At 58.7% G+C, this 17,867-nt stretch carries 17 protein-coding genes; 3 read left to right on the top strand and 14 right to left on the bottom strand.

What is annotated here, in order from left to right:
* The first annotated feature begins 57 nt into the window (after window positions 1–57).
* Window positions 58–456: a DUF6088 family protein gene (locus tag PR017_RS21930; protein WP_234625163.1), complete on the top strand. Its 399-nt coding sequence runs from the start codon at window positions 58–60 to the stop codon at window positions 454–456.
* On the top strand, window positions 446–1,357 hold the full coding sequence (locus PR017_RS21925) for a nucleotidyl transferase AbiEii/AbiGii toxin family protein (RefSeq protein ID WP_240538918.1): 912 nt from the start codon (window positions 446–448) through the stop codon (window positions 1,355–1,357). Before PR017_RS21930 ends, PR017_RS21925 begins: the two co-directional genes overlap by 11 nt.
* 386 nt (window positions 1,358–1,743) lie before the next feature.
* On the opposite strand, the gene PR017_RS21920 is transcribed toward PR017_RS21925, so the two are convergent.
* Both PR017_RS21920 and PR017_RS21915 read right to left on the bottom strand, forming a co-directional pair.
* Complete coding sequence (locus PR017_RS21920; protein WP_111218253.1) at window positions 1,744–2,703, bottom strand: hypothetical protein; 960 nt, start codon at window positions 2,701–2,703, stop codon at window positions 1,744–1,746.
* Between the two features lie 453 nt (window positions 2,704–3,156).
* Window positions 3,157–3,330, bottom strand: coding sequence for a hypothetical protein (locus tag PR017_RS21915; RefSeq protein ID WP_154677459.1), 174 nt, complete (start codon window positions 3,328–3,330; stop codon window positions 3,157–3,159).
* A 137-nt stretch (window positions 3,331–3,467) separates the two neighbouring features.
* On the opposite strand from PR017_RS21915, the gene PR017_RS21910 reads away from it, so the two are divergent.
* Complete coding sequence (locus tag PR017_RS21910; protein ID WP_111218254.1) at window positions 3,468–4,142, top strand: hypothetical protein; 675 nt, start codon at window positions 3,468–3,470, stop codon at window positions 4,140–4,142.
* Between the two features lie 55 nt (window positions 4,143–4,197).
* Here the strand turns inward: PR017_RS21910 and PR017_RS21905 are convergent, their stop codons facing one another.
* From PR017_RS21905 to PR017_RS21850, 12 genes are all read right to left on the bottom strand, one after another.
* A complete protein-coding gene (locus PR017_RS21905) occupies window positions 4,198–4,818 on the bottom strand; it encodes an SOS response-associated peptidase (protein ID WP_111218256.1) in 621 nt (206 codons plus the stop codon).
* A gap of 29 nt (window positions 4,819–4,847) precedes the next feature.
* A complete protein-coding gene (locus tag PR017_RS21900) occupies window positions 4,848–5,513 on the bottom strand; it encodes an SOS response-associated peptidase family protein (protein ID WP_111218258.1) in 666 nt (221 codons plus the stop codon).
* A gap of 10 nt (window positions 5,514–5,523) precedes the next feature.
* Window positions 5,524–8,781: an error-prone DNA polymerase gene (locus tag PR017_RS21895; protein ID WP_111218260.1), complete on the bottom strand. Its 3,258-nt coding sequence runs from the start codon at window positions 8,779–8,781 to the stop codon at window positions 5,524–5,526.
* Window positions 8,778–10,292: a Y-family DNA polymerase gene (locus PR017_RS21890; protein ID WP_206423130.1), complete on the bottom strand. Its 1,515-nt coding sequence runs from the start codon at window positions 10,290–10,292 to the stop codon at window positions 8,778–8,780. Before PR017_RS21890 ends, PR017_RS21895 begins: the two co-directional genes overlap by 4 nt.
* On the bottom strand, window positions 10,210–10,968 hold the full coding sequence (locus tag PR017_RS21885; protein ID WP_111218264.1) for an ImuA family protein: 759 nt from the start codon (window positions 10,966–10,968) through the stop codon (window positions 10,210–10,212). The genes PR017_RS21890 and PR017_RS21885 overlap by 83 nt, the downstream gene beginning before the upstream one ends.
* Window positions 10,969–11,479: 511 nt before the next feature.
* On the bottom strand, window positions 11,480–12,229 hold the full coding sequence (locus PR017_RS21880; protein ID WP_111218266.1) for a hypothetical protein: 750 nt from the start codon (window positions 12,227–12,229) through the stop codon (window positions 11,480–11,482).
* A gap of 262 nt (window positions 12,230–12,491) precedes the next feature.
* Window positions 12,492–13,379 carry a serine O-acetyltransferase gene (cysE, locus tag PR017_RS21875; RefSeq protein ID WP_111218268.1) on the bottom strand — a complete coding sequence of 296 codons (888 nt, stop codon included), beginning with the start codon at window positions 13,377–13,379 and terminating at the stop codon, window positions 12,492–12,494.
* Window positions 13,380–13,439: 60 nt separating this feature from the next.
* Entirely contained in the window at window positions 13,440–14,177 is a 738-nt protein-coding gene (locus PR017_RS21870) for a 4'-phosphopantetheinyl transferase family protein (protein ID WP_111218270.1), read from the bottom strand.
* Between the two features lie 57 nt (window positions 14,178–14,234).
* Window positions 14,235–15,272 carry a HoxN/HupN/NixA family nickel/cobalt transporter gene (locus PR017_RS21865; protein ID WP_111218272.1) on the bottom strand — a complete coding sequence of 346 codons (1,038 nt, stop codon included), beginning with the start codon at window positions 15,270–15,272 and terminating at the stop codon, window positions 14,235–14,237.
* A gap of 81 nt (window positions 15,273–15,353) precedes the next feature.
* Window positions 15,354–15,845, bottom strand: a complete 492-nt coding sequence (locus PR017_RS21860; RefSeq protein ID WP_111218274.1) for a cupin domain-containing protein — start codon at window positions 15,843–15,845, stop codon at window positions 15,354–15,356.
* A gap of 73 nt (window positions 15,846–15,918) precedes the next feature.
* Window positions 15,919–16,959, bottom strand: coding sequence for a PLP-dependent cysteine synthase family protein (locus PR017_RS21855; protein WP_111218276.1), 1,041 nt, complete (start codon window positions 16,957–16,959; stop codon window positions 15,919–15,921).
* On the bottom strand, window positions 16,956–17,867 hold the full coding sequence (locus PR017_RS21850) for a DMT family transporter (protein ID WP_111218278.1): 912 nt from the start codon (window positions 17,865–17,867) through the stop codon (window positions 16,956–16,958). The genes PR017_RS21855 and PR017_RS21850 overlap by 4 nt, the downstream gene beginning before the upstream one ends.

Here is a 17,867-nt window from a genome sequence, read left to right as displayed (position 1 = left end):
ATATATTCCGTGTCGGGTGTTTGCAGAAAGAAACGAACCATGCATCAGGCTAGGACATTGAAGCAGAAAATCCAGAACCGCGTCGCGCGAACGAAGAAAACTGATGTCTTTCTTCCGCGGGACTTTGCTGACCTGAGTGGTGAGGATCAGGTTCTGCGCGCGCTCAGGTCTCTGGTCCACGATGGGGCTCTGATGCGGTTGGGCTACGGTGTCTACGCCCGGGCGATGCGGTCGCGTTTATCGGGCCAGCTTATTGTCTCCAGTTCCAACGGCTTCCACAGTGCTGCACTTCAGGCACTGAACAAGCTTGGTGTGGCTTGGGAGCAGAGCGACAGCACGAAAGCTTATAATGAAGGCCGTTCCACTCAGATCCCGGTGAACCCGACGGTCAAAGTCAAGGCGCGTTTCAACCGACGGCTTTCCGATGGCCGCGCGGAGCTCCGCGTTGAACGGTAATCCGGACCGCAAAACTCTTCTGGAGGTACAGGAGTTCTTTGGTCTGCCTTCGCCTGCTTTGGTGGAAAAGGACTGGTTCGTTGTTCGCGCCCTGGCTGCCATCCATGATGTGCAGGTCGATGGATTGACCCTGGCGTTCGGCGGGGGAACGGCGCTTGGACGCGCATATCGTTTGCTCGAACGCATGTCAGAAGACATTGACCTGCGCATCGTCGGCAAGGACAGGCCGTCTCGCGGCGAGCTTAAACGCCTGCGAGCCACTGTGAACGAGCGGCTTGAGGCAGCGGGTTTTGCGGTCGAAGGCCACTATGTTGTCAAGCAAAGCGATCGCTACGTTCGATATGATCTGCCCTATGAACCCATCGCTAAGGGTGAGGGCGTTTTGCGACCGGAGATCAAGATCGAAATCGCTGCATTCCCGATTTGCACGGCGCCGGAAAATCGCTCTGTTGCTTCCTTTGTTGCTGAGGCCACCGGCGCGTCTGCCGAGGCCACGGATGTCGCGTGCGTGAGACTGGTTGAAACCGCGGCTGACAAGTTCGTTGGTCTCGGACGTCGGGCTGGATTTGCGTTTGCCGATCTTGGGCCCCTCGATCACACGCTTGTTCGTCACGTCTACGACCTATCGCGTATGGATGGCCACTACGATGCGGATGAGGCGGCCGCAATCGCGTTGGAAACGATAAAGGCTGAAGCCAAGAGCCGTGCCGACGATTATCCTGCCTATAAGGCGGACCCGAGGGCTGAAACGCTCCGCGCGTACGAGACGATGTCCAAACACGGAGAGTTCGCAGCGGGTTATTCGAAGCTGCTCGGCGACATGGTTTATGGTGAAAAGCCCGAGTTCGAAGCCGCGTTCGGAAAGGTTCAACATTTCGTCGAACGGATCCGCAAGGCCTAGAATTCGAGGGATGCACCTGCTCTTCGATTATGAGGAATGGGTCTAGAGGCTCTAGCCGAGAGGCTTCCTAAGCCTGCCGATCCGCCGCCTTAAACGAACCTGGGCGGCGGAAAAACCGGATCTACCGAAACAACGGTGGAGACTAAGACACCAGATTCGACTCTCACCGATACCGCTGATAGTGTCGTGTGGGTTAGCACCGCATGGAGCACCTCGGATGCGAAGTCTGGTCGTAGTCGTCCTTTTAGCCTGGCTCTCCTACCTGGTATTTTTTATGAGCGCGCTCGTACCGGTGCCGCGCAGCGTCCACGCCGTGGTGTTTTCCGGCCTTGTTCTCGCGTTGCTCTTCGTCTGGATCGGCGTTGCTGAAGGCGTCCGCCGGCCGATTACGAAGACGATCCTTTGGATCCGCGACCTCTTAGCTGGTTCCACACGACAACTGCGATGATCGTCGTAACAATCAACAAGCCAGTCGTTTCCGGCGTGCTTCCCTGAAACGCATCGGAAGAAACGCCTCCTATCGGCTCCGCCGCGCCCGCGCTTCCCTTCGCGCTCATCGCCAATCTCGCTCCCGATGCCCGCATCAAGAGGTAAGGGATAACCGTATTCAAGCCCGCGAGCACCGCCAGGTAAAACCAAGCTTCTGCAGGAAAGTTGATGTGTCCCACAGTGGCAAGGTCAAGAATGCCGAAGCTCGCCGCCCCGGATGCCATTAGCGCGCCACCGATGCCGAAAGAAAGAAAATAGAACGTAAAGGGGTCGATATCTTCGCCGCCCCCGACCGCATGATAGGCGATGCCCTGCGCGACACCCGTTACGATAGGCACCCAAAGCACTGTCGGATCGAACTCGCCTGCGCTCTTGGCACCATCGAAAATCAGCAGAGCGACCAGGCCTACCAGAAAAATAGCCGCCCCCAAGTCGAGGCGGTCTACCAAGTCCCGCCTCCGGATCGCCATCATCAGTGACGTGGCGATGCTGGTGGCGAATATAACGGGGATCGCCACATAGTCCGGCGCGAGCGAAACCGAGAGGGTGGTGCCGCCGTTGGCGCAGACCACGCCGAAAACAGCGAATGCAATGATGGTTTTCGACTGGCTCAGTGTTATGCGCGGCATTCCGTAGAGCAGAGCCCGGCCAGAGAAAAGTGCCAGGAAGAACACGGAAACGGTCGCTGTCCGCAGCACGGTCAACTGCACAGCAGAGAAACCATATCCGCGCAAGACACTCCCTGGAATATCGGCGAGGCCTGTCAGAAAAAGACTGAATGCAAAGGCGCAAAAGCAGGTGACAGCCTTAAACCGCGCCGTCATCAGCTGATCGGGAAACTTGCGAATGTTGAACATGAGTCACACTCCACCTGATGGTAAATGGAGTATGCGCTCATCGGGCGACGCTGAGATAGACACTGGCTCTTTACGAAAATAGTTAAAATCAATACATCAATAGCCGGCCTCTGTAAAAACTTTCACGACACCTGTAAAAACTACGGATAGAGCATGGCTAAGACCAGCAAGACTACCCGTGTACTCGAGTTCGAGTATCTCGATGAGCGGATCAAGGCAAAAACGGAAGACGCTTGGTTTCAACTGGTCGACGCGCTCGGCAACCTGTTCGATCGAGATGACTCGTTACGCGGAGATCTCACACATACGCTGCACTATCTGCTTTCGCGCGCATCCGGCAGCACGTTATCGAAGCCAAGCTTAAACAATCTCGATGAGATGGTTTGTGACTTCGCTCGGCGTTTCACCAAGGCGGGCTCGGGGTGTCCAATAGGCGCTAGTTTCGCTGCCCAGTCAGTTGGCCAATTCATTCAACGCCAGATTAATAAGCCGGATGCCCGACCGGCATATACCGTCTATCTGTTCTTCCTGCTGGCTGTCGCTATTCATGATGGTGAGGAGAAGTTCTTCGAACACCACATTCACAAGGAAACTGGCGAGTTCAGCCAGTTCCTCGTCGAGCTTCACCACCTTGTCGCACGAAAGGAGCCGATTGGAAAACTCGTTTCGAAGGTAGAGGACTTCGACCAGCGGCGAAAAAGCCGCAGTCAGCTGAAATACGACCTCGGCGGCATGATTAGCTTGGCGAGTTCAACTCGCAAGCCTTGTGGCGATCGCTTTTCAACCAAAACGCGGTTGAGAATTTCAAGAACACCAAGTCCACCGAACGCAAGTTTGTCTGCTACCGCTTCTCCTCACACGGCGAGCCGCCGAAGGTGGTCAAAAGCTTTTTGGTCTTCCAATCCCCCGGCTTGTTGCACAGCGAAGGCGGTGGCCTGCGCAATCATTTCGCCTTCAAACTGTTCTACAAAAACAACGTCAACAACATCCGCCGATCCGCCGGCGCGGTCCTCCATCTCGGCAATACGATTACCTGCTACGGGAGCTCAAGGATCGTTGAACCAGGAGCCGAACCGAAACACCAGGATGCCGTGTCGGAAGATAGGAGGCCAAAGTCATTGGTTTTCGAAGCACCGGATTCGAGCGACCGGATGTTGTTTGGGGTTATGATGTCGATGAACGAAGAAAGCATACCAATTGCAAGCCGCATCATTGCCATTGAGACGCGGCATAAGAACTCGATGGACGCCGGCATCGGGTCGATCGATCCGAGCGGTATGGCTTTGGAATTTGCTGAAGTCGCCAGCTTCGCGCACCGGATCGTTTCGCCCGAGAGAGCAGAAAAGGGGTGGGCCGATCTCGTCGCGTTGCTTAAGGCAGACGTGTTAGCGGGAACATTGATCACACCACAGGATTTCCAGCGCCGTGGCCTTTACTAGAATGACGATCAAGGCTGTCCGAACCGGCAACCAGACGCTCTTGCGGATACGCGTCTTAAGTCTTCTTTTTCGCCCATAGCTCGCTTGTCCGCTCCATCGTCACCAACTCAGGCGGAAATGTCCGCTTCTGGAATGCGAGCGCATCATCGAAGCTCCCGTGAAGCCATTGTTCATACTCATTGGGCTGTAACAGAACAGGCATCCGGTTGTGCACGGGTTGGATCGCCTCATTGGCGTCCGTCATGACCCCGGAATAGACCGGACCCCACTCGTCGCTGATACGCCATAGCCCTGCCCAGGCGAAGACCGGCTGGTCCTTCAGTGCAAACCAGGTGCGCGTCATCCTACCCTTTTCACCCTCGGCCTCGGCAAAACCCGTTACGGGGATCAGACAACGCCACTGCGGTTTACGTGCCAGGCCGATCCACATGCCTTTCGCAAGGTCAGCAATGTTGTTGACCGGCTTTGGCTTGGCTTCTGGCTTCATGCCTTTCAGGCGCAGGGGAAAGCCCCACACCATCGAGCGAAGCTCGCGAACACCGCCGTTCTCCGTTACCACCATCCCGGGGGTGCCCGGATAGACTTCCTCGGGAGCGTTCGATTGCATCGGGTTCGGAACACGAAAGTGCGCGGCCACTTCTGCGGCGGAAAGACGGACGGTGTACAAGTTGCACATATGGCAGACCTTTCAACACGAAACCTTGGCTACATAAGCATGTTGTCCCGACGTGGTGAAGCCTTGGAGGGTGCAACGCCGCTTTGCCAGCGGTCGCGGCTATGCAGGATTTCGAAGTCATCCGATGACGGTGGATCGCGAAACTGGAATGCGATCACATCTTCGATCGAACCGTGAAGCCAGCGATCGTACTCCTCCGGCTTGAGCAAAACAGGCATGCGGTCGTTGAAGGGCCTGATCTTCTCGTTGGCGGTCATGGTCATGCCGGCGAACACCGGGCCGAAGTCTGGCGTGTTCTTGCAGAACCCCGCCCAGGCCATCAATGGCTGCCGGTTCTTCGAAAACCACGATCTGGTTTTCTCGCCTTTGACACCGTCGGGGTTGGCGAAATGGGTGAGTGGGATCAGACAGCGGTATTTGGGGTCGACGACGATGCGGTCCCAGAGCGGATTGGTAAGATCCGCAACGAGGCCGATGCGGCTCGGTGGCTCGCCTTCACGCCTCATGTCGCGTGTCTGTCGCGGAAAACCCCATGAGACCGACTTCAACAGCCGCACTCCGTCTTTCTCAAGGACGATCAGGCCCGGGGTGCCTTCGACGGTCTCGCTCGGCACCTCAAGCGCCGGCGCGATGTCGACCGCGAAATGGGCGACAATCTCCTCCAGGCTTTTGGTGACTGCAAACAGACGCGACACACCGGCCTCCTTAGTGGAAGTTTCTGGATTTGATCTTCAAATTATCAATATGAAGGTCAGGAATATAGATCTCGCGCGCCTGCACGACGGGTTTGGGATTGTCCCGTGGATCGGGGCCCCCTCCGTGCTTGACCTGATCGCCGCGGCCGTGGGGAAGCGGGAAGTCGCCGTCACGATTACCAATGCTCGACAGGTCGGCGGAGAAATCGAACAGGCGCTGGGCAACGAGGTGAACGACCTCGCCTTCCCGCTGGATACGGCCATTGATGGCCATCATGCTCGCTGTCATCAGGACCCGCCGCTGGCGTTCGAACAGCGATGGCCAGACCACTGCATTGACGATGCCGGACTCGTCTTCCAGCGTGAGGAACATGACGCCTTTTGCCGATCCCGGCCGCTGTCGCACGAGAACGAGACCCGCAGTCCAGAGCCATTTCCCGTCGCGTTGCGCCATCGCCTCGGCGCAGGGGACGATGCCTTTTCGGTCGAGGTCTTTTCGGAGAAACGACACCGGGTGCGCCCGCAATGTGAGGCCCGTGTGTGAGTAGTCCTCGACGACCTCCCTGCCCTCGGTCATCGATTTCAGCGCCACTTCAGGCTCCTGCATCTCGGCGATCACCTTGGCTTCGCGCTCAGCGGCGGCCGCCCAAAGCTCCAGGGGTTCATCCCGGAGCGCCTTGATATCCCAGAGTGCCTGGCGCCGCTCCAGTTGCAGCGACGGCAGGAAAGCATCTGCCTCCGCTAGCTTGACCAGCGACGACGGAGACACGCCGGAGCGTCGCCACATGTCATCAGCGGATACGAACGGCTGTTCGGCTCGCGCCAGGATAATGCGTGCGGCGTCGTTGGTGGACAATCCCTTGACAACACGCATGCCGAGACGAACAGCGAAGCGGTCGGAATTGCCGATCCGTTCCATGGTGCAGTCCCAGCGGGAGCGGTTGACGCAGACCGGGCGGACTTCGACGCCGTGGTTCCGGGCGTCCTGGACGATCTGCGCGACGCTGTAAAAACCCATCGGCTGGCTGTTGAGCAAGGCAGCACAAAAGACATCCGGGTGATGACACTTCACCCACGAGCTTGCATAGGCGATCAGCGCAAAACTGGCGGCATGGCTTTCCGGAAAGCCATAGGAGCCAAACCCTTCAAGCTGGGTAAATGTCTTCTCGGCAAATTCGCGGGTGTAGCCGTTCTTGACCATGCCTTCGACGAGCTTGTCCTTGAACTTCGACACCCCGCCCGTGAACTTGAAAGTCGCCATTGCCCGGCGCAACTGATCGGCTTCTCCCGCGGTAAATCCGGCGCAGGTCATCGCGACTTTCATCGCACTTTCCTGAAACAGCGGGACGCCGAGCGTTTTACCCAGAACGGCTTCGAGCTCGGGCGTCGGGTACTCGACCTTCTCCTTGCCCTCACGCCGCCTCAGATACGGATGCACCATGTCGCCCTGGATGGGTCCCGGCCGGACAATGGCCACCTGCACGACGAGATCATAAAATGTGCGAGGTTTCAGGCGCGGCAGCATCGCCATCTGCGCGCGGCTTTCGATCTGGAACGTGCCGAGCGTATCGGCCTTGCGGATCATCGCGTAGGTGGCCGGATCCTCCTGCTCGACATCGGAAAGGCCCATGGGAATATCCTTGTGCTCACCAAGCAGCTCGAACGATTTCGCCATGCAGGTCAGCATCCCGAGCGCCAGCACGTCGACCTTCATGAATTTGAGGGCCTCGATATCGTCCTTGTCCCACTCCACCACCTGACGGTCCTTCATCGATGCCGGTTCGATCGGCACCAGATCATCCAACCTGTCCTGCGTCAGAACGAAACCGCCCGGATGCTGGCCAAGATGGCGGGGCGCGCCCATCAGCTGGGCACTAAGGTCCAGCGCCAGCTTCAGGCGATAGTCGGCCATGTTCATGTTATTCTCTTTGAGCTGCTTCTCGCCGACCCCTTCCGACCAGCCCCAGACGCCGGAGGACAGTTGGGTGATCAGATCTTCAGGCAGGCCCAATGCCTTGCCGACATCACGCAGCGCGCCCTTGGCGCGGTAGCGGCTGACGGTGGAACAGAGCGCCGAGCGTGAGCGGCCATAGGTCTCGTATATCCACTGGATGACCTCCTCGCGACGGGAATGCTCGAAATCAACGCCGATATCCGGCGGTTCGTCACGTTCCATCGAGACGAACCGCTCGAACAGCAGGTCACCCGTCTCCGGATTGATGCTGGTGATGCCGAGGCAGTAACAAACCGCCGAGTTCGCCGCCGATCCCCGGCCCTGGCAGAGGATGCCTTGCGACCGGGCAAACCGGACGATGCTGTAGACGGTCAGGAAGTAAGCGGCGTATTTCATCACCCGGATGAGCTCGAGTTCGTGCAGGATCGCCTTGCGAACCTTGTCGGGGATCCCCTCGGGGTATCGGGTGGCGGCCCCTTCCCAGGCGAACTTGGTCAGCGACTGTTGCGCGTCGAGCCCCGGCACAAGCGCCTCTTCCGGGTACTGATATTGGAGCTCGCTCATGTCGAAACGACAGCGATCAACGATTTCCCGCGTTCGCGCCAGCGCTTCAGGATATTCCGAAAACAGCCGATGCATCTCCTCCGGGGCTTTTAAGAACCGATCGGCATGCCGCTCGCGATCGAAGCCGACGCTGTCGATGGTGGTGCGGTTGCGGATGCAGGTGACGATGTCCTGCAGCTGCCGGCGACTGGGATCGTGAAACAGGACGTCATTGGTGATGACCGTCTTGACCTTGTGGCGTGCGGCCATGTTCGACAGGTTATGGAGCCGCAGGCGATCGTTGGGGCGACGGCGCAGGCAGAGCGAAACGTAGGCCCTGTCTCCAAAGATCGCAGCGAGCTTCCTGAGCTGGCCGGCAGTGGTCTCGTCGGCCTCATCAGGGATAAGGATGGCAATCAGTCCGCCGTTATAGGCTTCCACATCGGAGACATCGAGAATGCACTTGCCCTTGCCGCCCCGGCTCTTTCCGAGCGAAAGCAGCCGCGTCAGTCTCGAGTAGGCCGGCCGGTCGGTCGGGTAAACCAGGATCGACATGCCGTCAGAAAGATCGAGACGACAGCCGACCACCAGTCGCACGCCCGTGGTCTTCGCCGCTTCCCATGCGCGCACGATTCCCGCGAGCGAGTTGCGATCGACAACACCCAGGGCATCGATGCCAAGCGCTGCCGCGGCGGCGAACAGCTCCTCCGCCGAACTCGCGCCGCGCAGAAACGAGAAATGTGTGGTGACCTGAAGCTCGGCATATCTCATCCGAACACCCCGTGGAGAAACCAGAGGTGCGAGCCCGTGTCGGTATCCACGCCGTCGCCAGCGCGGTAGACCCAGTAGCGTTCACCCGCCTCGTCCTCGACGACGAAATAGTCCCGGACGGCGGCGTGCTCTCTCGGGCGAACCCACCATTCCCCGAAGATGCGCTCCGGCCCGTCTGCTCGCTTTACCCTCCGACGCTTGCCGCGCCAGGTGAACACGGCAGGTGGCTGGTCGGGGAGCAAAGCGGTCACGTCGATCCGCTCCGGGTTCGCCAGCAGCCGCGATGGCCTTGGCCATTTGGCGGCCCATGTCGCTCCGGTTTCGTCGGCCGTCGGACCGATGCGCATCACCGACCGTTCCGGAACATCGGAGGCGACCGGCGTGACCCGGTAGAGACGTTGGCCGCGGTTGCCGAGAATGTCGACGAGCGGTGTGACATCGACAACCAGCTCCTCGATGAGCGACGACGCGACCTGTCGCTCCTCCAATGGCTCCACGATCAAGGCAACAAGGACGAGCCGTTCGATCCCGAAGCCCGGGTCGATCTTTTCGATGCGGTCGCAAAGCAGCTTTGACAGCCGAGCGGGATCCCTGACCGGTTTTGCAAGCCCCGCTTGAACACACTGCCGCGTGTTGTCGACGCGGTGGATGACAAGATCGGAACGTCTGACGCCAAGGCCGCGCTCTTCCAGTTTGGATGTCAGTTCGCCAACCAGTCGGCGTACATATTTGGCGATTGTCTCCGCGGCGCCGATCGGCTCCTGAAAGTTCTTGGCCACCTCGACCAGCTCTGGTGTCCGCAGAGGCTCGATGGGTTCTGCCATCCGCCCGAACAGTTGATCTAGCCGCCTACCGACCTCCGGGCCGTATCGCAGCGTCAACGGCGCGCGAGGCATCGCGGAGAGTTCACCGACCGTCTCGACGCCCATCACCCGCAAACCGTGGATCGTGTCCGGGGCGAGCCGGAGACAGTGGATCGGCAGGCGAGTGACTGCTTTCGCCACGCCGCCTAGCGGAACAACGGTCGTTTCCGCCGACGTCAGGCGGGTGATCGCGTGCGCTGCTCCCCACGTATCGGCGACCGCAGCACGAGCGGTCAGGCCTCGACCTCTCAAGCCATTGACCAGCCCGGAAATCAGCAGGGCTTCGCCGCCCTGAAGATGATCGGCGCCTTCGGTGTCCATGACGATACCGTCCGTGCCGTCGACGGCAACGACAGGGCTGTATTGCCGGAGCGCCCACAGCGCCAGGCGTTCAAGGGCAGCCGCGTCGGCGGCAGGATCGGCATCGATCATCTTCAGATTGGCGACGACGGCCTGGGCTTTGCTCGCCGGCATGCCGAGCTTGAGGCCAAGTTTGCGCGCGGCAGTGTCGGCAGCAGAGACCCAGCGTTTCGAGCCCGATTTCGAAATGACGACAAGCGGCTGGTCAGCTGGCACGGTTCCCTCTCCATGCCGACGTATCCGGTCTGTTGGCAGATAGGGGAAGTAGACACAAATGACCCTTGGCATCACAGGCTCCTATTTCGAACTCAGCACACTCGCCTGCTTTCACGCGCATCAATTCCGCCAGCCATCTCGGGCGGCCCACGCCCGCGACTGGCAATTCCTCCGACGGAAGCACGCTCACCCTCCATCGTGTCGTCGAGGCTGTCGGATTGCCGAAGTCCGACGCTTCCGTCTGTCGCCGCCATCTGCGGACAACGAGGCCCATGGTGCCCGTCTTCTCGGCGGCCAATTGCAGCCGCCTGGATGCGACCATCGGCAACCGCACGAGTTCGCCCACGACAGCAGCCAGCCCCCCGAAGGAAAGCCCCTCTTCCATGGAGGCAAGGACGTCCTCCTCCTTGTCGCCTTCGCAGAAGATCACGCGGTCGGGATGCAAGCCTGCCTGGGCGATAGCCGGGAAAAACAGGTCGGGTCTCGTCAGGCACCATAGGACCTTGCCCTTCGACCGCGCCGCAATTCCGGCGGCGAACAGTGCTGCCGCTGCTCCATCCACCGTGCCGGCTCCGCCGCCGGCGATCTCATGAAGAGCTCCATAAGGCAGGCCACCACCTGGTAGACGCTCGTCCATCTCGCGAACGCCGAATGGCAGCACGATCGCCTTTTTCACCGCGCTGCCCTCAAGGTGCGCGATACGGGCTCTAAGTTCCTCGATGACCCGAGGATTGCTGGCGCACGACATCGTTCACGGACCTCCCCGGCTCGCGTTGCATGGACTTCATGTCCCCGAAAATAGCTGACGTTCCTCTTTTGTTCCGCTCCGTTGAAAGAGTCAAGCCGGTCTAAATCAGGTTATTTAGACTCCGCTAAAGCTCTGCCGGCCGAATGTTGAGACGAATCAGTAGTCTAGGTCGGTTTCTGGTATGTAACTTCGCCGACTCATTTATTTACCATTCCCCGGGTTCATACGAACCGAAATGGGTTGGCGACACGGCCAACGCTGCATCGTCTGAAGGACGCAGATCCAGTTGCTTGGAACTCTGTTGCCCAACAGACCTTGTGTGGTGGCGATTGGGGTTTTGTCGCTCTAGGCTCCATCGGCAAAACCGGTCGACGAACCGATTGGAATTAGCTAATGGACCGCACCACGTCGCTATCGACAAGGAGCGCCCCGCGCTACACTATTGGCAGACCGGTGTGGGTTCGCCCTCACAACTATCTATTGCGGGCGACAATAATGATAGCCCACTGCCTCACGGGTTGGTAGAGACGGTGATTGGTGGGCGTTCTCTCACGAGGGCACCCGCCGAATGCAAGCGCTCAAGATCCTTTAGGTAGGAGGCCGAAGCGAAGACTAGCAGGACCCCCTCCGCAGCCAGCGTCAACGCCGATATGGAGCCAAAGCCCGCTTGTGCATACGTTCCTGCTGCTACAACTAAGATCACAAGCGCGGCGACCGCCGAAACCGTGAACGCAATCAGCACAAGGCCCCGTTTGACACCATGATGTCTGCTCGCGAGCCTGAACCAGATCCCGTCCCAGACGACGTGTCGAGCGCCACTTGCGTGAGCTAACATCATTCCCAGCGAGTTGGTCGGATGCGCTCTGAGTGCCTCGATCTCAGGTACGGTCGCCAGGATAGCGAATGCCTTTCTGTGCTCCAGTTGCAGAACGCTCCCTGTCGATGAGCTGTTGAGAGCTTCACGCGTTGCCTGGTCTGCCGTCTCGGCCGCGGTGCCCTTGACAACCCACAACCGATAGCCGATCGCCACGATCAAAACGAACACCGCAAGATATTCGGTTTGACCAAAATCACTGCCGACTGGTGGAGCCTCCGACGGCAAATATCTGAAACGGCGCATTGCGAAATCGTAGCCGTATTCGATTGCGCTCTTCGCCATGAGCATGCTGGAAAAGGCGACAAGTACGCTGAACGTCGTATCTCGGACCCACCATTTCGCCAGGATAGGGATGATTTTTTCAAATTCTATGCGGATCGACATGTATCGCTTCTCGTCATCAAAGACCGGGCTATACACGTTAATCCGTCGAGGCTGCAACCAGCCTGGAAGGCCCAACTGGCAGCTCGTATAATCCTGTCCTCTAAAACCTTGGAGCCTGTCCGGGCGCCTTGATAGAAATCGAAACGTCGAAACGTCATTTCACCCCATCCTTTGTTGTCCCTCGCGATATCTGTGACGATCACGCCGGTTACGTACAGCGTACCAAACGAAAAGTCTGCCGCAGGAAGAGGTACACTAGGTTTTAGATGACGTAGTCAGTCTCGATTGTTGTTTGCTCCATCGTCACACCTGGTAAAGCGGATTTCGGCCGGCCGACCGGGCGGGCAGGAACGCCTGCAACCGATATGTGGGCCGCAACCGCCGACAGGACCACACTACCCGCTCCAACCCTTGCGCCTACGCCAACCTCGATATTCCCGAGAATTTTCGCACCCGCTCCGATGAGGGCGCCTCGGCGGACTTTGGGATGGCGATCACCGGAATCCTTTCCCGTACCTCCCAAGGTAACATCCTGGAGGATGGATACGTCGTCTTCAACGACAGCGGTTTCACCGATGACGAGTCCATTTCCATGGTCAAGCATGATCCCACGTCCCATCCGGGCGGCCGGATGGATGTCGATTGACAAAACCTCGCACGTACGGCTTTGAATGTGACGCGCCATAAGCGTTTTGTTGTGCCTCCACAGCCAGTTCGCGATCCGATGCCCCTGGAGGGCCAGGAACCCTTTGAAATAAAGGAAGGGTACAAGCAGTTCTGAGGTGCTCGGGTCGCGATCGAAAACTGCCTGGAGATCCGAAACTGCAGACTCGACAATCTCGGGGGCGGCCTCAAAGACCTCCAGTGCAACGAGCGTCAGGACATCCGCCCCGACATCATTGTTCGCCAATGTCTCCGAAAAGCGATGGGCAAGCCCCTGCGCGAAATCTGGGTGGCAGAGGATATTGAGCGCCATCGCCTGGGCCAGCCGCGGATCGTCGTGAGCCGCCACCTGGGCCTCCGCGCAAAGGGCCGCCCATATATCGTCGGTGCGATCACGATCTTCCGGGCCGCCGTCCTCAATGGAGGTCGTAACAGCCGAGCGCAAGTCCCGTGAAACGGCGTTAGGCAATAGGCGCGAGGTCGTCATGAGCACTCCGTGGGGCGTATCGATTTCGCTGAATGCAAGTTTCTATCGTCTGGTGGCGTCTCAGAAATGTCTTATGTGATATTGAGCAACGTCATTGATAAAAGTCTTCGACGCCAACGCGGCAATATAGCCGGAACCCAAATGCAGATCAGTGCCCGTGATGATCTCCGCCCCCGGCAAGTGGCATTGGAAGCGGCACCCCTCCTGTTCGGCGACTGACACTTTCGTAAGATCGACGGAAAGGCCCGAGCCTGCGACCTTAACCGCAGCCTCTTTTCGCGTCCATGCGCGAAGCAGGAACTCCGACTTTGCCATCCGATCTGTGGAGAGGCATGCCAACTCTCGCGGCGACAAAGTGCCCATGACGGTGAGTAACAGAGCGTCATCCTGCTCAATCGTCTCGACATCGACCCCAATATCCATCTCGCTCGAGAAAGCCACGACTGCGAGGTCCCCTGCGTGTGATATGCTGATCCCCGGCCCAGGTTGAACCGACGGCTTGCCTGCCAGCGCCCGAACGACCGTCACATTTTCCGGCCGCGTATCGAGCATCGCACCAACAATGCTGCGCAACACGATCCAGCTCATGACGGATCGATTGCAGTTCATGACCTGCCGGAAGCGCCGTGCTCGATCCTTTTCTTCAATCGAAAGGGGAAGCCCCCGAAGCTCGAACGGCTCATGCGGTACATTTATCGACACGACGGCATGAAACCCGCCCTCCTGCCACCGTTTTCGCAACATGCTGCCAATGGCTGCCATTTCTTCGGCCTCGCGCGCAATATCGAGCTCACCCATTGGATCGTAGCCCGATAAGACGCCAACCGGCATTGCAGGTCCGTGGCCGTTGCATGCTCATCGCGCCGGAACGGTGTCATAGCCCTTTCTGCGATAGATAATCGTCGAAACGATCCAGCTCACGATAAAGATGCCTACGACCGCATAGCCGACGCTCGAAAGATTGTCGTTCAGACCACCGAGGAAGCGCCAGAAGTCGCCGTCATAACCGAGTTTATCCACGATAAGGTTGGCTGCGGTCAAGCCGCCGATGAACACTGCGACGACCACGGAAGCTGCAGTGATCGTCAAATTGTACCATAGCTTACGAACCGGGTTGACGAATGCCCAGCCGTAAGCGCCGGTCATCAGCACGCTGTCCGTGGTGTCCATCAACGACATGCCGGCGGTGAATAGCGCGGGGAAAACCAGAATCGTCCAGAAGGACATGCCTTGGGCAGCCTGCATCGCCGAGATGCCAAGAAGCCCGATTTCAGTTGCCGTGTCGAATCCGAGGCCGAACAGGAAGCCGATGGGATACATGTGCCAGGAGCGGGAAACGACACGAAAGACGGGCCGGAAGATCCTTGCCATGAGACCACGCCCTGCGAGGAGAGCATCAAGGTCTTCGTCAACGATCGTTTCGCCTCTTCGGACCCGCTTGAACGCAGACCAGATCCCTTTCAGCACGATCAGGTTGGCAATGCCGATGATCAGCAGGAACACTGCCGACACGGTGGTCCCTATAATGCCGCCGATGTCTGCGACCTCGTCGAGCTGCATGGCAGCTGCCGTCGCAGCGATGACGATGGATGCCAGAACGACAATGCTCGAATGGCCGAGCGAAAAGAAAAAGCCAACAGAAAAAGGGGCCTTGCCCTCCTGCATCAGCTTGCGAACCACGTTGTCGATCGCCGCGATATGATCAGGGTCGAAGGCGTGACGCAACCCAAGCATGTAGGCGAGGAAAGCAGTACCCATCAGAGCGGGTCGATCGGCAAATGCCACCCAGGCCCAAACCCATGCTGCAATATTTGCCGAAACAAGGCAGACAAATGTAATCGCCGCTTTCATCTTCATTTGGAACGGCTGGTCGTCAAACGGATTCGGAAACATAGGCAACCCTTTTTATGTCACGGAGAGGCGACCGGCAGAGACCTGCCGGCCACAGTCTGACGATGAGGAGAACGGTTGGTGTTAGTGCCGGCCCCAGCCAGGGACGTCCCCGGTATACTCGACTTCAAACTGGTCGAAGTCGGCCATAAGCTCGATGAGCTCCTGTTCCGTGGCGCGGCGGCCATTGGCATAAAGGGCGCCCAGCCTGCGGAAATATTCTTCGCGGTTCTTGCCCGGGCTGAAGAAGATCAGCATGACAGCTTCTGTGTCAAAGGGGTTGTGGAAGCCATGAGGAACATCTTCGGGCACTTGAATGTAGGTGCCAGCCGGCGCTTCCACATGCTCGCCGTCAATGTAGATCTCCACTTTACCTTCCAGGACGTAGAACGCCTCGAGCTGATGGCGGTGAATATGCGGAGACGCTCCGGGTGCACCCGGTTTCATACGGTGCTCAAACAGACCGATACGGTCGTCTGTTTCCTTGCCGACAGCCTTGAAGGTCGTATGTGTGGTGGTTCCGATCTCGACGGATTCACCTTCACCGGGAAACAGCGTCTTGGAAAATTGCGTCATGAAGGTTTCCTTTCGTGGGATAATTGACGGTTGTCACTTGGGTTTAAACGTCAGGCGCCGGTTTGATCGGCGGCTATGAACTGAGGAGGGATACGTATCGCTCACCGGAATCCGGAAAGATCGTTGCAATGCGGGCACCCACGAAAGCCGGTCGCTGCCGAAGCTGGCGGCAGACATGTGTGACGGCACCTGAGGAAATTCCGGCAACGATCCCGGCGGCTGCCAGGCTTCGCGCCGTCGACCAGGCGTCTTCGTCCTCGACAGTCACGATCTCATCGATGAGGGTGCGGTCGGTTGTTGTCGCAACAAAGCCGCCGTTTAACCCCGGAATACGGTGTATCCCCCCGGGCTGCCCGCTCAGCACGGCCGAGCGAGCCGGCTCAACGGCCACGATCTTTATATCAGGGTTTTGTTCCTTGAGATATTTCCCGGTTCCGCTGATCGTTCCGCCCGTCCCGACGCCGCAGACGAGGACGTCGATACGTTCACCGAGATCACGCCACAGTTCCGGGCCGGTTGTTTCGTAATGGGCAAGAACATTGTCTGTGTTTTCGTGCTGGCAGGCAAACCATGCCCCTGGCGTTGCGTCGCGGAGTTGCTCAGCTTTCTCGATCGCGGCCGTATATCCGGCTTCGCTGGGTGTCAGCTCCAGTTCTGCGCCGAAGAATTTCAGCAACTCGATGCGCTCTTTCGATGCGCTGTCGGGAAGCACGATGATGCAGCGATAGCCCCTCGACCGTGCAAAACCTGCTAGTGCAATGCCTGTGTTGCCGGACGTTGCCTCGATGACCGTACCCTGGCCAGGAACGAGTTGCCCACGCGCTTCTGCTCCTGCGAGCATGTACCAGGCAATGCGGTCCTTGATGCTGGAATAGGGGTTGTATTTCTCAAGCTTGGCGAAGATCCCTCGCCCCCCTGCAATATCTGCCGGCAATTCCAGGACAGGTGTACCACCGACGCCAGTGCCGAAGGAGCGCGCGCTACCCGCAGTCTCGGATACCGCAGGCTTGATCTGTCCGCTGTTGCGGGCGAGTGGGGCCGGGTGCGTGTCGATATCTGGAGGGACCGCACGCACTGAGCCGGTGCTTGGCGAGAAAGGTTCGATGCCACTCATGAGTTAGCCTTTCCGGATGCTTGAGGCAGGGTGGACGATGAGATGCGACCTTCGGCGAGCGCCATCCCAACCAGGATGACCAAACCACCCACAATGATGTTCCACGACAGGGGTTCAAGCAGCAGAACCGCGCCGAACAAAACGGCGAAGACGGGTACGACATAGTCAACAGCAGAGGCTGTCGATGCGCCAACGTCCTGGATCAGCCGGAAGTATAGGATGTTGGCGATGCCACTGGCGAGAATTCCGAGGTATAACAACGACAGCAACGGAACCGCCGAAACCGTTTCGATTGTCGGCCAGGGGAAGAACGGCAGGGCAAGGCCGAGAAGAACAGCGGCCGCAATCAACTGATTGGCACCCAGCGTGATTGGGTCGATCTTCAAGGGCGATAGGTAGCGACTGACATAGGCATATCCCACCGCATAGCTGGCCGCGGCGCCGAAGCATGCCAGAGCACCGAGAAGGGAACTCCCCTCCACGTTCCACGGGCTGACCACGAGCGCCACGCCCAGGAACCCCAGGATAAATCCAGCCACCTTGCGTCCGGTTGCGGGCTCATTTTGCAAGGCAACGGTCGAGATGAAGAGCGTCACCAGCGGCGTGCCACCGATAAGCACGCCCGCAAGACCAGCGCTTGTGTGAAGCTCGCCGTAGCTAAGGAGGAGATAGGGAATGACGTTTGCAAAGATGGAGGAGACCGCGACATGGACCCATGCCCTCCCCGTCAGTTTGAATGACCTGCCGGTAAAAACGATGATCGCAGCGAGCGTCGCCGCGCCCAGAATCAGCCGGAACAGAACGAGTTGATTGGGGCTGAAGTCTTCCAGTGCCAACTTGATGAAGGTGAAACTCGCACCCCATATCGCTGCTTGCCCGAAGAACCGGGCCGCTGTTGCTTTTTCCAT

The sequence above is a fragment of the Rhizobium tumorigenes genome, from assembly GCF_003240565.2.
Taxonomy (GTDB): Bacteria; Pseudomonadota; Alphaproteobacteria; order Rhizobiales; family Rhizobiaceae; genus Rhizobium; species Rhizobium tumorigenes.
Note: the sequence above shows the minus strand (reverse complement) of the source record. Positions and strands in the feature narration are given on the sequence as shown.

Bases quoted from the DNA above. Each gene is read 5' to 3' on its own strand.
- PR017_RS21895 (WP_111218260.1), bottom strand. From the start codon at position 8,781: ATGAGATATGCCGAGCTTCAGGTCACCACACATTTCTCGTTTCTGCGC.
- PR017_RS21885 (WP_111218264.1), bottom strand. From the start codon at position 10,968: ATGTCGTGCGCCAGCAATCCTCGGGTCATCGAGGAACTTAGAGCCCGT.
- PR017_RS21890 (WP_206423130.1), bottom strand. From the start codon at position 10,292: ATGCCAAGGGTCATTTGTGTCTACTTCCCCTATCTGCCAACAGACCGG.
- PR017_RS21860 (WP_111218274.1), bottom strand. From the start codon at position 15,845: ATGACGCAATTTTCCAAGACGCTGTTTCCCGGTGAAGGTGAATCCGTC.
- PR017_RS21855 (WP_111218276.1), bottom strand. From the start codon at position 16,959: ATGAGTGGCATCGAACCTTTCTCGCCAAGCACCGGCTCAGTGCGTGCG.
- PR017_RS21850 (WP_111218278.1), bottom strand. From the start codon at position 17,867: ATGGAAAAAGCAACAGCGGCCCGGTTCTTCGGGCAAGCAGCGATATGG.
- PR017_RS21905 (WP_111218256.1), bottom strand. From the start codon at position 4,818: ATGTGCAACTTGTACACCGTCCGTCTTTCCGCCGCAGAAGTGGCCGCG.
- PR017_RS21920 (WP_111218253.1), bottom strand. From the start codon at position 2,703: ATGTTCAACATTCGCAAGTTTCCCGATCAGCTGATGACGGCGCGGTTT.
- PR017_RS21880 (WP_111218266.1), bottom strand. From the start codon at position 12,229: ATGTCGATCCGCATAGAATTTGAAAAAATCATCCCTATCCTGGCGAAA.
- PR017_RS21870 (WP_111218270.1), bottom strand. From the start codon at position 14,177: ATGGGTGAGCTCGATATTGCGCGCGAGGCCGAAGAAATGGCAGCCATT.
- cysE (WP_111218268.1), bottom strand. From the start codon at position 13,379: ATGACGACCTCGCGCCTATTGCCTAACGCCGTTTCACGGGACTTGCGC.
- PR017_RS21865 (WP_111218272.1), bottom strand. From the start codon at position 15,272: ATGTTTCCGAATCCGTTTGACGACCAGCCGTTCCAAATGAAGATGAAA.